This is a genomic window from Candidatus Palauibacter soopunensis (genome assembly GCF_947581735.1).
Classification (GTDB): domain Bacteria; phylum Gemmatimonadota; class Gemmatimonadetes; order Palauibacterales; family Palauibacteraceae; genus Palauibacter; species Palauibacter soopunensis.
In genome coordinates this window covers 49,913-62,841 of record NZ_CANPVT010000040.1, presented here as the reverse complement: position 1 = coordinate 62,841, position 12,929 = coordinate 49,913, and the positions used below count along the sequence as shown (strand labels likewise).

The window sequence follows — 12,929 nt, the reverse complement described above, 5'->3', positions numbered from 1 at the left end:
GGTCCTTTCCCTCTCAAGTGACGGTCGTTCGGGAAGATATGGCGCCGCCGCGGATGGCGGTGATCTCCGCGGGGCCCACGCGGCAGCAGCCGCCTGCGCCATCGGCTCCTGCTCGCCGCCACTCGGTGGCGCTCCGGGCCCAGTCCATCGCGGTCGCCGGTCCGGTCCAGCGCTTCGTCCCGGCGTCCCAGACCTCCCCCGAGTTGGGGTAGACGAGGATCGGTTTCCCGGTCGCGCGGCGCGCCTCCCCGATGAGAGACACGGTGAGACCCGGATCCGTGCAATTCACGCCCACCGCGACGACGTGGGGTTCGGCCTCGCACAGGGCGGCGGCGGCCTCGAGGGGCGTGCCGTCCGCGAGGTGGGCGCCGTCGCGACACTGGAAGCTGATCCACGTCGGGCGGTGGGACACGGCGGCGAGCCGGCAGTAGGCGCGCGTCTCCTCCGCGGAGGGGGTCGTCTCGCACGCGAGGACATCGGCCTCGGTCTCGGCGAGGACCTCCCAGCGCCGGGCGTGGAAGTCGTACAGTTCGGCCGCGGAGAGTCCGTAGTCGCCCGTGTACTCCGACCCATCGGCCAGGTAGGCCCCGTGCGGCCCGACGCTCGCGGCCACAAGAGGTCGCGGGCGGCCGACCGGCTTGATGGCGCGGTCGGCCACGAACCCGTCGCGCGCGGAGACGGCGAGCCGGACGGCCTGTTCGAGGAGACGAGCCGTGTCGGCTGCGTCCAGACCCCGGGCTCGGAAGCCCTCGAAGGTCGCCTGGTAGGTCGCGGTGGCGATGCAGTCGGCGCCCGCCTCGAGGAAGCGGCGGTGCGCGGTGCGGATCGCCTCGGGGTCGTCGATGAGGGCGCGGGCGGACCACAGAGGATCGTCGAGATCGCAGCCGAGCGTCTCGAGTTCCGTCGCCAGCCCCCCATCGAGGACGAGAAAGCCCCCCCGCTCGATGAAGTCGCGGATCGGGTCGGTCAAAGCTGGTCCGGGCGGAGTATGATCGAGAACGCCTCGAACACGAACTCGACCCCGCCGTCCTGGAGCCGGTTGCCGACGGCGATGCCCTCGAACATGGTTTCCACGGCATCGTGCAGCTCGAGCAGCCGCGAGGGCTGCGCGACCGGCGTGTTGTGGGCCGTGAACAGGGTCGTCAGCCCGGGTGCCAGCTCGGCGAGCCGGGCCATCGAGGCCCGGTACGCCTCCAGGTCCGTCTCGGGCGCGAACAGCCAGATCGGGCCCTCGTAGAATGAATCCCCGGTCCAGAGGAAGCCGGCCTCGCGGTCGAGGAGCGCGATCGCGTCGGGCGTGTGGCCCGGGACGGCGACGACTTCGAGCGTGCGTCCCCCCAGGTCGATCCCGTGTCCGTCGTCGACGAAGGCGTCGATCTCGAAGGCGGGCGTGTGGTAGTTGTCCGCCGTGATCCCCGCGGGCAGGGCCCGGCAGAGCGCGCTCGCGTCCACCTCTCCCCGCACTTCGGCGTTCGTGCGGCCGCGGGCCCGCGTGCGGGTGAACTCCGTGTCCATGGCAAGCACGCGCTCGAACTCTGCGTTGCCCCCGACGTGGTCCATGTGCGTGTGCGAGTTGAGGACGGTCACGGGCAGCGCCGTGAGCTCGTCCACCACGGCGCGGATGCGGCCGATCCCCATCCCCGTGTCGAACAGGAGGGCGCCCTCCTCGCCCAGGATCAGGTAGGAGATGACCTCCTGGAACTGTAACGGTTCGTAGATCGCATACACGCCGGGGGCGACGCGATAGACCTCGAACCAGTCATCCCTGACCTCGACGCGCTCGAGGTCGGCGTACTGCGAGCGGGGCACGTTCGAGCAGAACCCCGCCGTCGCGGCGCGCGATTCCGGGGCCGAGTCGCCTCCGGGCGCGCAGGCGAGCGTGCCCCCGGCCAGCGCGACCGCGGCCGCCAGCCGGAGGATCGCTCCGCGCACTGCGCTAGTCCTGCTCCGTGGTGATGACGCGGCCCACCCTCGCCTGGAGCATCCGGTTGAACTCCGCGAGTTCGTCGGCCAGCACCGCCTGCAGCCGCACGATCACTTCATCGATCTGGTCGCTGAGGAGTTGCGCGACCTCGGCGTGCTGATCGGTGGGCGGGAAGTCGGCCGTGCCGACCGCTCCCTGAAGATAGGACAGCCGGCCGCTGATCATCGAGGCCCAGCGCACCCCATCCGGCCCCGTGTTCTTGAGCTGCACGAGTTCGCCCTCCACCTCGATGAGCGACTCGTCGAGCGCCTCTCCCGCCTCGAGCACGTCCTCCGCGTCCCCCGCCTCCTCGAGCACCGGTCGCAGGTCGTAGATCTGCCGCCGCAGAAGTTCGATCTGGTTGACGGCATCGGCGAGCCGGTTCCGATCCTCCACGATGTCGTCGAGCAGCGCCTTCTGCGCGAGGATGTCCGCCATCGAGCCCTCGGAGCTGGGATCGCGGAGGACCGTCAGCTCCTCGGACCCCACGTCCTCGCCGTCCACCACCAGCGTCACCGTGTACGTGCCCGGGGGCTCGCGCGGCCCGCCGCCGAAGCCGAAGAAGCCGCCCCCGGCCGTGCGGGAGACCTCCGGCATCGGCATCCAGTCCGCGAACTGCGGCTTCGTGCGGTACTCGATCGGCTTCGCGTCGGGTCCGCGGAAGTTCCACCACACCCGGTTGAAGCCGTCGTGGCTGGAGCCGTCGAGCGTGGCCAGCGTGTCGCCCTCGGCGTTCTCCACGCGGACCCGCACCTCGCGGCCCTCCCCGTCGCCGAGCCAGTAGTTGATCGACGCCCCGTTGGGCGGGTTCTGACCCACGGACCAGTCCTCGTACATGATCTGGGGCTCGGAGATGTCGTTGAAGCGGTACGCGTCGCGCGGCGCGAACAGGTGCGCGTCGGAGGCCGCGATCTCGGGCGTGAGCTGCTGCACCGCGCTCAGGTCGTCGAGGATCCAGTAGCCGCGGCCGTACGTCCCGGCCACGAAGTCGTTGAAGTGCTCCTGGATGATGAGCCCGTAGTACGGCGACGGCGGGAGGTTCGGCATGAAGAGCTGCCAGCTCTCCCCGTCGTCGTAGCTGATGTAGACGTTCGTCTCGGTGCCGAGGTAGAGGAGGCCCGGCCGCACCGGGTCCTCGAGCAGGTAGCGCGTGTAGTCGACCGGATAGTTATCGACCCCGTCGGTGATCTGCGTCCAGGTCTCGCCGAAATCGTCCGTCTTGTAGGCGCGCGCGTCGAAGTCGCCCACCTGGTGGTGCTCGATCGTGATGTAGGCCTTGGCGACGTCGAAGCGGGAGGCGTCGATGCTCCGCACGATGCCGTCGGGAGGCAGGTTCGGGATGTTCTCCGTGACGTTCGTCCACGTTGCGCCGTCGTCGCGGCTCACCTGCACGAGCCCGTCGTTCGTGCCGGCCCAGAACACGCCCTGTTCGATGGGCGACTCGTCGAAGGCGTAGATCACGCAGCAGAACTCCACGCCGATGTTGTCCGGCGTGAGCCCGCCGGAGATCGTCATCCGCTCCCGGTTGTTCGTGGAGAGGTCGGGGCTGACGACCTCCCAGCTCTGGCCCCGGTTTCGCGTGCGGTGCACGTGCTGGCTCGTGACGTAGATCGTCTCGTTGTCGTGCGGGGAGATGAGGAGGGGGAAGGTCCACTGGAAGCGGTAGCGGATCTCCTCCGCCGGATATCCCATCGTGGACTCGGGCCACACCTCGACGTCGCGGAACTGGCCGCGCTCCCGGTCGTGCCGCACGACGATGCCGCCGACCGCGCCGGCGCCGGAGGCGCTCGACCACACGATGTTCGGGTCGGTGGGGTCCGGCGTCGCGAAGCCGCTCTCGCCGCCGCCCACGGTCGTCCAGTCGCCGCGCGGGATGAGTCCGCGCGCCCAGAAGCCGCTGTAGCGCGTGTTCGACGGCCCGTGGTAGGAGGGCCCGTCCTGCCGGTTCCCCATCACGTTGTAGGGGATCTCGTTGTCCACCGTGACGTGGTACATCTGCGCGATCGGCAGCTGCATGCGCGACCACGACTTCATCCGGTTCTCCGTGATCGCGACGCCGCTGTCGCCGCCGATGAAGACGCGGTCCGAGTTCTCCGGATCGACCCAGATGTCGTGCAGGTCCCACCCCGGGGCCTGCGGGTCTCCGCCCAGGGGACCGCCGCCGAGGAAGTTGAACATCTCGTACGTCGCGCCCCCGTCCCGGCTCACGCTGAAGCTAGACGAGAGGAAGTAGAGTTCGTCGCGGTCGTCGGAGGCGACGCCGCAGCGGGTGTAGTAGGCCTGCCGGGTCGCGAGGTTGTGGCTGTAGTTCACGAGGCGCCACGTGCGGCCGCCGTCATCGCTGCTCCACAGCTCGCCCGTGTCGGTCTCGTACCCCTCCATCGGCACGCCGTCGCTCGTCTCGATGAGGGCATACACCCGGTCCGAATCCGAGTGGGACATGCAGACGGCGATCTTGCCGAGCGTGCCCGTCGGAAGCCCGTTCCCTTCGAGTTCGGTCCACGTGTCGCCGCCGTCCATCGTCAGGTGGAGACCGCTCCCCGGCCCGCCGCTGTCGCGCTTCCACGTCTTGAGATCGATGTCCCACATCGTGGCGAAGATCTTCCGTGGGTTCGCCGGATCCATGACCATGTCGTAGGCGCCCGTCCCGCGGTCCACGAAGAGGACCTTCTCCCACGAGGCGCCACCATCGGAGGTGCGGTACACGCCCCGCTCGTCGGATTCCGCGTAGGCGTGGCCGAGCGCCGCCACGTACACGACGTCCGCGTCGGTCGGGTGGATCAGGATGCGGCCGACGCGGCCGGTCCCCTCCAATCCCATGTGGGTCCAGCTCTCGCCGCCGTCCGTCGACTTCCAGACGCCGTTCCCGATCGAGACGTTCGAGCGGATCGAGGTTTCGCCGGTCCCCGCCCATACGACCGCGTGGTCGCTCGGGGCGACGGCGAGGGCGCCGATGGAGTGCACGGGCTGGTCGTCGAACACGGGCCGCCAGTGCAGCCCGGCGTCGTCCGTCTTCCAGATGCCGCCGGTCGCGGCGCCGGCGAAGTACGTGTCGCGGTCGCCGGGGACGCCCGCGACCGAGGAGACGCGGTTGCCGACGGGTCCGATGTGGCGCGCCCGCAGCCCCTCGTACTGCTCCGGCGTGAGTTGCTGCGCGCCCAGCGGCACGGCGGCGGCGAGGGCGAGGGCGAGACTGATGGAGAAGCGGCGAACGTTGGACATGGCTCTCTGCCTCGTGAAACGGGTCGTTTGAGCGAGGAAACGTGCGGCCCCGGACGAATGCGGGCCAGAGCCCGCGGGACCGGAGACGGGGCGCGGGCTCGGCCGGCGGCTCCTGTCTCCGCTAGGAACCCGCCGCGACGGGAAGTTCGACGCTCGACGGATGGGTCGCGGAGCGGTACACGCGCACGGTCGGCGGGTCCTCCGACACCTCTTCCGCGTTGTCGCGGTCGGCGCCCATGACCGTTACGCGCAGCCGGTGGCCCGCGTTGAAGACGGTCGAGGTCGGGTGCAGATCGAGCCGCAGTTCGGCCGGCTCGTCCGGAAGCGGTTCGACGTCGCTCGCGTAGCTGCGCTGGAAGGGGAGGCCGAGGTTGTCCCACGGCGCGTCCGCGAGCTCGCGATGCGAGGCGCGAAGCACGCCCTCGGTCACGTAGCGGGAGGATCCCTCCGCGTCCACTTCCTCGAGCAGCACGAAGAAGTCGGCGTCCCGCGTCGACGAGGTCACCCACAGCGTCACGACCGGGTGGCCCGTGACCGTGAGGTCGGACACCAGCGGCGGAGTCGTGTAGGTCAGCGACTTCGCATCGGTGTCGCGCAGGTCCGGGTACACCATCTCCGGCGCCGCCCCGACGGCGTTGTCCCAGCGGCTGGAGGTCCCGGTGGTCGTCGAGAGATCGACCAGGTACTCGTCGAACGCGGCCTCGGCCGTGGGTGCGTCGGGCGAGAGCCCGCCGTCGTTGACCGATGCGACGCTCCCGCTCGCCCCGGGCGCGAGGAAGAGGCGTTGGCTCGTCGTTTCCGGCGGCCACACGTCGGACGACACCCAGCGCCAGTCGCCGGGATCGTTCATGATGGCGTAGTGGATCGGCGCCTCGTCGAGCACGCCGTTGTCGATGCCCTTGAGCCAGTAGTCGAACCAGCGGTGCTGCTCCACCGCGTACAGCTCGATGCGTTCGGCCATCAACGCGGGGTCGGGCATGCCGGAGTGGGGCCAGGCCCCGATGCCCAGCTTCTGCGGCCCGCGGTAGTTCGCAAACCAGAGCGTGGCGTCGGTGACGAAGATGTCGTACCAGCCGTTCCAGTGGTACGCCGGAACCCCCGCCTCGAGCACGTCTTCGAGCACGCCGCTGGGTCCGTGGCGCTCCCACGCCAGCTCGGGCGCCGCATGATCCCGATAGCGCCCCGCGCCGTACTGCTCGAGCACGTCCCAGTTGTCCTCGTGCTCCTCCATCGCCTGCCGCAGGAGCACCCCCTCGACGTCCTCGTCCACCGCCGGGGCCGGAATGGAGACGTCGAACTCGCGAGTCAGGCCACCCCAGTGCCCGATGAGGTCATCCCGGTACACGCCGCCGGGATACATGAGATCGTACATGTCGAGGGCCGCGACATCCGGGAAGATCGCCTTGAGCGCCGGCGGGTTGCGGGACGCGGCCATGTACTGCGTGATCCCCAGGTAGGAACCGCCGTACATGCCGACGTTGCCGTCCGACCAGGGCTGCGAGGCGAGCCACTCGATGAGTTCGACCGCATCGGTCGTCTCCGACTCCGAGAACAGCCCCTCGTAGCGGCCGAAGGAGGCCCCGCTCCCCCGCACACCGGCCGCCGCCACCACGTAGCCGTGGAGGACGAGGCGCTGGAGATCCTCGTTCGCGTCGACCTGGGAGCGGATGTCCGGGAGCGGATCCAGGTCCGGCGCGATCACGCGGAGGATCCGGCCCGGATTGCGGTGATAGCGGGAATGCGTCCACACGACCGGCAGGGGCTCGCTCTCCGGCGCGCCCCCAAGCGCCGGGCGGGTGACCTCGACCGCCAACCGCACGCCGTCGCGCATCTCGACGTAGCGGGAGGTTGTGACCCAGCCGTCGTACCGGGGCTCGCTGTACCCCTCGTAGCGGCCGAACTCCGACACGCGGTCGGGCGCTTCTCCTCCGGCGTCGTCGGTGCCGGGTTCGGCGGCACATGCCGCCAGAAGGGCGGGCAGGAAGATGGCGGTGATTCTCCTCATGTCGTTCTCGTCCCGCTCGTCAGTTGTAGGCCGGGAGCCCGGTCGCGTCGTGTCCGAGGATGAGGGAATGGATGTCGTGCGTGCCCTCGTACGTATAGACCGACTCCAGGTTCGCCATGTGACGCATGGAGGCGTACTCGGCGAGGATCCCGTTCGCGCCGAGCAGCCGCCGCGACTCGCGGGCGCACTCGCAGGCCATGTTCACGTTGTTTCGCTTCGCGAGGGAGACGTGCTGCGGCCGCATCGTGCCCTCGTCCTTCATCCGGCCGAGCCGGAGGCAGAGAAGCTGCGCCTTCGTGATCTCGGTGAGCATGTCCGCGATCCGGACCTGCTGGATCTGCGTCTGCGCGATCGGCGTCCCGTCGAACTGCACGCGGTTCTTCGCGTACTCGACCGACTCCCGGTAGCAGGCCATGGCGGCGCCGACGGCCCCCCACGAGATCCCGTAGCGCGCCTGCGTGAGACACTTCAGCGGGCTCTTGAGCCCCCCGCTGCCCGGGAGGAGGTTCGTGCGCGGCACCCGCACGTCCTGCAGCACGAGTTCGGAGGTGTCGGAGGCCAGGAGGGAGAGCTTCCCCTTCTGGTCGCTGGCGGAGAAGCCGTCGCGCCCCGTCTCGACGATGAAGCCGCGGATCGAGCCGACGTCGTCCAGGTCCCCGGTCTTGGCCCAGATCACCGCCACGTCGGACAACGACCCGTTCGTGATCCACATCTTGGCGCCGTTGAGGACCCACTCGTCGCCGTCCTCCACGGCCCGCGTGATCATCCCGCCGGGGTTGGAGCCGAAGTCGGGCTCGGTGAGGCCGAAGCAGCCGATGGACTCGCCGCTCGCCAGCCGCGGCAGCCACTCGCGCTTCTGTTCCTCCGATCCGAAGGCGAAGATCGGGTACATGACGAGGGCGCCCTGCACCGAGACGAAGGAGCGGATGCCCGAGTCCGCCCGCTCGAGTTCCTGCATGATGAGGCCGTAGGCCACGTTGTTGAGGCCGGCGCAGCCGTATTCCTCGGGGAGGTTCGCCCCGAAGAAGCCGAGTTCTCCCATCTGCGGGATGAGTTCCCGCGGGAACGTGCGTTCGATGTAGTGGTGGCCGATGATGGGCAGGACTTCCTGGTCCACCCACTCGCGCACCAGATCCCGAATCGCGATCTCCTCTTCGTGCAGGAGCGCATCGAGATCGAAGTAGTCGACACCCTCGAAAGTCATTCGTGAATTTCTCCGGATTCCGGGCAGCCCTTGGCCGCGGGATGAGGGACGGCGGACGAATCCGCGCGGAAACAATGGACGCCGAGCGCGACGCCGGCCGCGGCGAGAAGGATGCCCGCGGCGACCCCCGGCCAGCCGTACACATGCGCGTTGATGACGAGGACGATCCCGACCATGGTGGCGAGCGCCGCTGCCGGAAGCCCCAGCACCGTCCGGATGCCGGCGCGCTTGCCGGGCCGGACGCCTAGCGGCCGAGCCGCCATCGAGTGTAGCCCTTCACGACCTCGCGGCCGATGCGGAAACCCAGATAGTACGCGGCCACAAGCGGCAGCCCCCACGCGTACGCGGGCAGGAAACCGAGGTCGGGAGAGGAGCGGAGCCAGATGACGACCCAGACGGCGAACGGCAGCGTGATGCACGCGGCGACCACGTGCCGCCAGAGCCGCATGCGCCGCTGCATGCGGGGCCCGCAGGCTTCGCACCAGTCGTCGGCGTCCAACTGTCCCTTGGGAAACATCTGGCCGCAGGCGCCGCACATCACGCCCTTGAAATGAAGCTCTTCCATCCGCTCGCGCTCCGTGCCGGTCCTTCCGCGCCGGTCATTCACCGGCGGCATCCAGTCGCTCGATGACGGCGCCGGCGAACTCCGCCGTGCTCGCGGAACCGCCGAGGTCCGGAGTATAGCCGGCGCGCTCCTGCAGGGTCCGGTGCAGGGCGGCGCGGATGCGCGCGGCCACCTCGGGTTCATCCAGGTGGTCGAGCAGGAGGCAGCCCGCGAGCAGGAGGGAGGTGGGGTTCGCGATCCCCTTCCCCGCGATGTCCGGCGCCGATCCATGCACCGCCTCGAAGATCGCCGCCCGCTCGCCCAGGTTCGCGCCCGGCGCGAAGCCGAGCCCGCCAATGAGTCCGGCCACCTGATCCGAGAGGATGTCGCCGAACATGTTCTCGGTGACGATCACGTCGAAGCGGTGCGGGTCCAGTGCCAACTGCATCGCCGTGGCATCCACGATCTTCTCGTCGAATTCCACCCTTCCCTCGTATTCGGCCGCGACGTTGCGCCCGACCTCGAGGAAGAGACCCTGCGTGTACTTGAGGATATTCGCCTTGTGGACGAGGGTCACGAGACGCCGGTCGTGGGCGAGGGCGTACTCGAACGCGAAGCGCACGATGCGGCGAGACCCGTAGCGCGTAATGAGCATGACGGATTCGGCGACGGCGCGCGGATCGTTCTCCATCCCGATGAAGTGCTCGATGCCGGCGTAGAGGCCCTCCGTATTCTCCCGCACGATGACGAGGTCCACGTCCTGGTAGCGGGCGGCCGGGAGCAGGGTGACCGCGGGCCGGACGTTCGCGTAGAGGTCGAAGTGCTTGCGGAGCGCGACGTTCACCGACCGGAAGCCGGAGCCGATGGGGGTCGTGAGCGGCCCCTTGAGGGCGACCCCCGTCGCCTCGATCGCTTCGAGAGTCGCCTGCGGAAGCGGCTCTCCGGCCGCTTCCATCGCGGTGACGCCGCCGAGGCACTCGCGCCAGCGGATGGGCGCGCCGGCGGCCTCCAGGATCGCAACCGTGGCTTCGGATATCTCCGGGCCGATGCCGTCACCCGGGATCAACACGACGTCGTGTAGCGGCTTCATGGTCACGAAGGTGCGAGTTGATCGGCCACGCGCAACGCGAGCGTGGTGAGCGCGAATGGGGACGCGGCCTCCGCGACCGCCCCCGCGACGGGGCCGTGCCAGAGCACGGCGCTGCGCCGCACGTCGATGACGGCGAGTTGCAGCACGGCTCGGCTCTCCCGATACGAGACCGCGAGCGGCAGGACGACGAGGCGGGCCCCGAAGAGGGCGGCCACCTGGCGGAGCTGCGTGTGGAGCGGTTCGTAGAGTTGCGCCCGGGAATCCGGCGCGACGAGCAGGCCCTGGTAGGCGAGCCGCCCCGGGTCGACGTCGATCATCGGGTTGCGGGCGAGGCGAGCCTCCACGGCGGGCGCGAGAGCCCAATGTGCGGCCCCCTCCTCCTCGCCGAACGCGAACTCGATCTCGGCGTTGAGAAGATCGATCGTGCGCCGTGCGCTCCCCGTCCCCCCGACCCACGTCCCTCCGGGATCCGGCAGTGCGGACTGCACGGGAAGGACGACGACCGGCACGCCCGCGGGCACCGCCGGAGGGTTGTCGGCCGGAGGCTGCTGCGCCGCCAGCGCCCCCGCGGAGAGAAGGGCGAGCGTGCAGGACGACGCTGTCCGGCGTCTCATGCCCGCGCCGCTTCGACGCGGGCGATCTCGGCCTCGATTTCCTCCTGCGAGAGCGTGTGGTCGCACTTCTTGGCGAGTCCGAACAGCGCCTCGCACAGGGCCTCATCCCCCCCGTCGTATCCGTGCTGGCTCAGCCAGAAGCGGACGTTGCTGAGACCGGACACCGGAGAGATCTCGATGGTCTGTCTCCGCCCCACGATCGAAGCCGGGACGCCGCTGTACACGCGGTCCTCCAGCCAGCCGTCCCCCTTCTGCATGGCCTTGATGATCGCGGCCGCGTGTACGCCGGTCCCGGTCCGGAAGGCGTCGTCCCCGATGACCGGATAGTTGTGGGGTACCTCGACGCCGCACATCTCCGCCGTGAGGCGGCAGTAGTCCGACAGCCGGTCGATCGGGTGATCGTGCGTCCCGAGCAGGTGGAGGTTCACGAGCAGCAGATCCATCTCGACGTTGCCGATCCGTTCGCCGATCCCGAGCGCGGTGGCATGCACCCGGTCGACACCTTCCTCGATCGCCGCCAGCGCGTTCGCCAGCCCGAAGCCGCGGTCTCGATGTCCGTGCCAGTCGATCTTCACGGATTCTCCGGTGCCGGCCACGATGTCCTTCGCGAAACGTACGAGTCGCCGCACGCCGTGGGGCGTCGAGTGGCCGACGGTGTCCGCGAGGCAGATCCGCCGGGCCCCCGCCTCGACCGCGGCCGAGAAGAGCCGGGCGAGCGTCCGGGGCCGCGACCGCGTCGTGTCCTCCGTCACGTACATGACATCGAGTCCCTCGCCGATGGCGAACCCGATGGCGTCGCGCGTCGAAGAGAGGATCTGGTCCACATCCCAGTTCTCGGCGTACTGGCGGATCGGCGAGCTTCCGATGAAGGTGGCGACCTCGATGTTCAGGCCGGTCGCCTGCTGGACGCGCGCCACGGGCTCGATGTCGGCCTTGACCGTGCGGGCGGCCGCGTTGGCCTCGATCGGGAGTTCGCAATCGGCGATCTCCCGAGCCAGCGCGAGGCACGCTTCGTAGGCGCGGGGACCGGCACCCGGAAGGCCGATGTCGACCGCGTGGATGCCGAGGTCCACCATGAGGTGGAGGAGTTCGATCTTCTTCCCGATGGGCGGGTCCTTGACAGACGGATTCTGGAGGCCGTCGCGCAGCGTTTCGTCGTCCAGTTCGACCCGGGTCGCCGCGTAGTCGTGGCTCCCCGGAAGCGCGTTCCAGTCGTATATGAGTTCGTCCTGGCTCACGTCCGCTCGCCTTCGACGACGCCGTCGTCTCCCACGTTCACTCTCCCGCGCACGCCGCGCAGCGTCACACGGTCCCCGACGAGCGAATCTACGAGATCGCAGTCGTCGATGACGCTGTCCGCGCCGACGATGGTGTGGCGGAGGCGCGAACCCCGGACCCGGCATCCGGATGCGACGCTCACGTTCGGGCCGACTTCGGACGTCTCGACGATGGCATCCGCCGCGACCGCAATGGCCCCGTCGACGGCGACGGAGTCCGGGAGATCCGGATCTCCTCCGTGTCCGCGTTCGAGCATGATCCGGTTGGTCTCGAGCAGCGTCTCGGGCTTCCCGCAGTCAAACCAGCCGCCCACTTCCGCCGTATGGAGACGTGCGCCACGGTCGATCATGTACTGGAACGCGTCCGTGAGGAAATACTCGCCAAGGTGGGGATCCAGGTCCATCACATGCCGAACCCCCTCGAACAGCAGCTCATGGTCCTTCACGTAGTAGACGCCGATGTTCGCGAGCTTCGATACGGGTTCCGATGGCTTCTCGATGATCCGCTTCATGTATCCCGCTTCATCGGTGAGGATGACGCCGAACCGCTGGTAGTCCTCGACCTCCTTGGCCCAGATGATGCCGGATGCGGACGCGTGGCGGTGCAGCACGCCGAAGTCGGCATCGAAGAGCGTGTCCACGAAGACGATGATGACCGGCCCGGTCACGTGGGGTTCCGCCAGCGCAATCGCGTCCGCCGTACCGCGCTGGGTGGCCTGCTCCACGTAGGTGACGGAGAGGCCCGGGAACTCCTCCGCCATGAAAGCCCGGATCTGGCCGGCGAGGTGCCCGGTGATGCAGATGAACTCGTCGACGCCCTCGGCTCTGAGTTGCTCGACCACGTAGGAAAGCACGGGCCGATTGGCCACGCGGAGTAAGGGTTTGGGACGGCTGTGGGTGTGGGGACGGACCCTTGTACCCATTCCCGCCAACGGTATTATGGCCTGCATGTTAAGCCGTCAGAGTTTCGGGAGAGTGGTCCTGCTGTCTGCGGGGGCCGGGAGCCCGGG

The 12,929-nt window shown here is 69.1% G+C and carries 11 protein-coding genes; all 11 read right to left on the bottom strand.

Annotated features, from left to right (window positions below; genetic code table 11):
* Positions 1–13 precede the first annotated feature (13 nt).
* The 11 genes from mmuM to RN901_RS11120 all read right to left on the bottom strand — a co-directional run bounded on the left by mmuM (position 14) and on the right by RN901_RS11120 (position 12,869).
* The gene (mmuM, locus tag RN901_RS11170; RefSeq protein WP_310758365.1) at positions 14–970 is read right to left on the bottom strand and encodes a homocysteine S-methyltransferase; all 957 of its coding nucleotides are present in this window, start codon (positions 968–970) and stop codon (positions 14–16) included.
* Entirely contained in the window at positions 967–1,932 is a 966-nt protein-coding gene (locus RN901_RS11165) for an MBL fold metallo-hydrolase (RefSeq protein WP_310758364.1), read from the bottom strand. The genes mmuM and RN901_RS11165 overlap by 4 nt, the downstream gene beginning before the upstream one ends.
* Before the next feature lie 4 nt (positions 1,933–1,936).
* Entirely contained in the window at positions 1,937–5,185 is a 3,249-nt protein-coding gene (locus tag RN901_RS11160; protein ID WP_310758363.1) for a hypothetical protein, read from the bottom strand.
* A 121-nt stretch (positions 5,186–5,306) separates the two neighbouring features.
* Positions 5,307–7,190: a CocE/NonD family hydrolase gene (locus RN901_RS11155; RefSeq protein WP_310758362.1), complete on the bottom strand. Its 1,884-nt coding sequence runs from the start codon at positions 7,188–7,190 to the stop codon at positions 5,307–5,309.
* 19 nt (positions 7,191–7,209) lie between these two features.
* Complete coding sequence (locus tag RN901_RS11150; protein WP_310758361.1) at positions 7,210–8,394, bottom strand: acyl-CoA dehydrogenase family protein; 1,185 nt, start codon at positions 8,392–8,394, stop codon at positions 7,210–7,212.
* Positions 8,391–8,657: a hypothetical protein gene (locus RN901_RS11145; protein WP_310758360.1), complete on the bottom strand. Its 267-nt coding sequence runs from the start codon at positions 8,655–8,657 to the stop codon at positions 8,391–8,393. The genes RN901_RS11150 and RN901_RS11145 overlap by 4 nt, the downstream gene beginning before the upstream one ends.
* Entirely contained in the window at positions 8,639–8,959 is a 321-nt protein-coding gene (locus RN901_RS11140) for a hypothetical protein (protein ID WP_310758359.1), read from the bottom strand. Before RN901_RS11140 ends, RN901_RS11145 begins: the two co-directional genes overlap by 19 nt.
* Positions 8,960–8,993: 34 nt before the next feature.
* A complete protein-coding gene (locus tag RN901_RS11135; RefSeq protein ID WP_310758358.1) occupies positions 8,994–10,028 on the bottom strand; it encodes an isocitrate/isopropylmalate family dehydrogenase in 1,035 nt (344 codons plus the stop codon).
* A 2-nt stretch (positions 10,029–10,030) separates the two neighbouring features.
* Entirely contained in the window at positions 10,031–10,642 is a 612-nt protein-coding gene (locus RN901_RS11130) for a hypothetical protein (protein WP_310758357.1), read from the bottom strand.
* Positions 10,639–11,880: a LeuA family protein gene (locus RN901_RS11125; RefSeq protein ID WP_310758356.1), complete on the bottom strand. Its 1,242-nt coding sequence runs from the start codon at positions 11,878–11,880 to the stop codon at positions 10,639–10,641. Before RN901_RS11125 ends, RN901_RS11130 begins: the two co-directional genes overlap by 4 nt.
* Positions 11,877–12,869: a nucleotidyltransferase family protein gene (locus RN901_RS11120; protein WP_310758355.1), complete on the bottom strand. Its 993-nt coding sequence runs from the start codon at positions 12,867–12,869 to the stop codon at positions 11,877–11,879. Before RN901_RS11120 ends, RN901_RS11125 begins: the two co-directional genes overlap by 4 nt.
* Positions 12,870–12,929: the final 60 nt, after the last annotated feature.

Coding starts and splice junctions, on each gene's coding strand:
- RN901_RS11160 (WP_310758363.1), bottom strand. CDS start 5,185: ATGTCCAACGTTCGCCGCTTCTCCATCAGTCTCGCCCTCGCCCTCGCC.
- RN901_RS11155 (WP_310758362.1), bottom strand. CDS start 7,190: ATGAGGAGAATCACCGCCATCTTCCTGCCCGCCCTTCTGGCGGCATGT.
- RN901_RS11150 (WP_310758361.1), bottom strand. CDS start 8,394: ATGACTTTCGAGGGTGTCGACTACTTCGATCTCGATGCGCTCCTGCAC.
- RN901_RS11145 (WP_310758360.1), bottom strand. CDS start 8,657: ATGGCGGCTCGGCCGCTAGGCGTCCGGCCCGGCAAGCGCGCCGGCATC.
- RN901_RS11140 (WP_310758359.1), bottom strand. CDS start 8,959: ATGGAAGAGCTTCATTTCAAGGGCGTGATGTGCGGCGCCTGCGGCCAG.
- RN901_RS11135 (WP_310758358.1), bottom strand. CDS start 10,028: ATGAAGCCGCTACACGACGTCGTGTTGATCCCGGGTGACGGCATCGGC.
- RN901_RS11130 (WP_310758357.1), bottom strand. CDS start 10,642: ATGAGACGCCGGACAGCGTCGTCCTGCACGCTCGCCCTTCTCTCCGCG.
- RN901_RS11120 (WP_310758355.1), bottom strand. CDS start 12,869: ATGCAGGCCATAATACCGTTGGCGGGAATGGGTACAAGGGTCCGTCCC.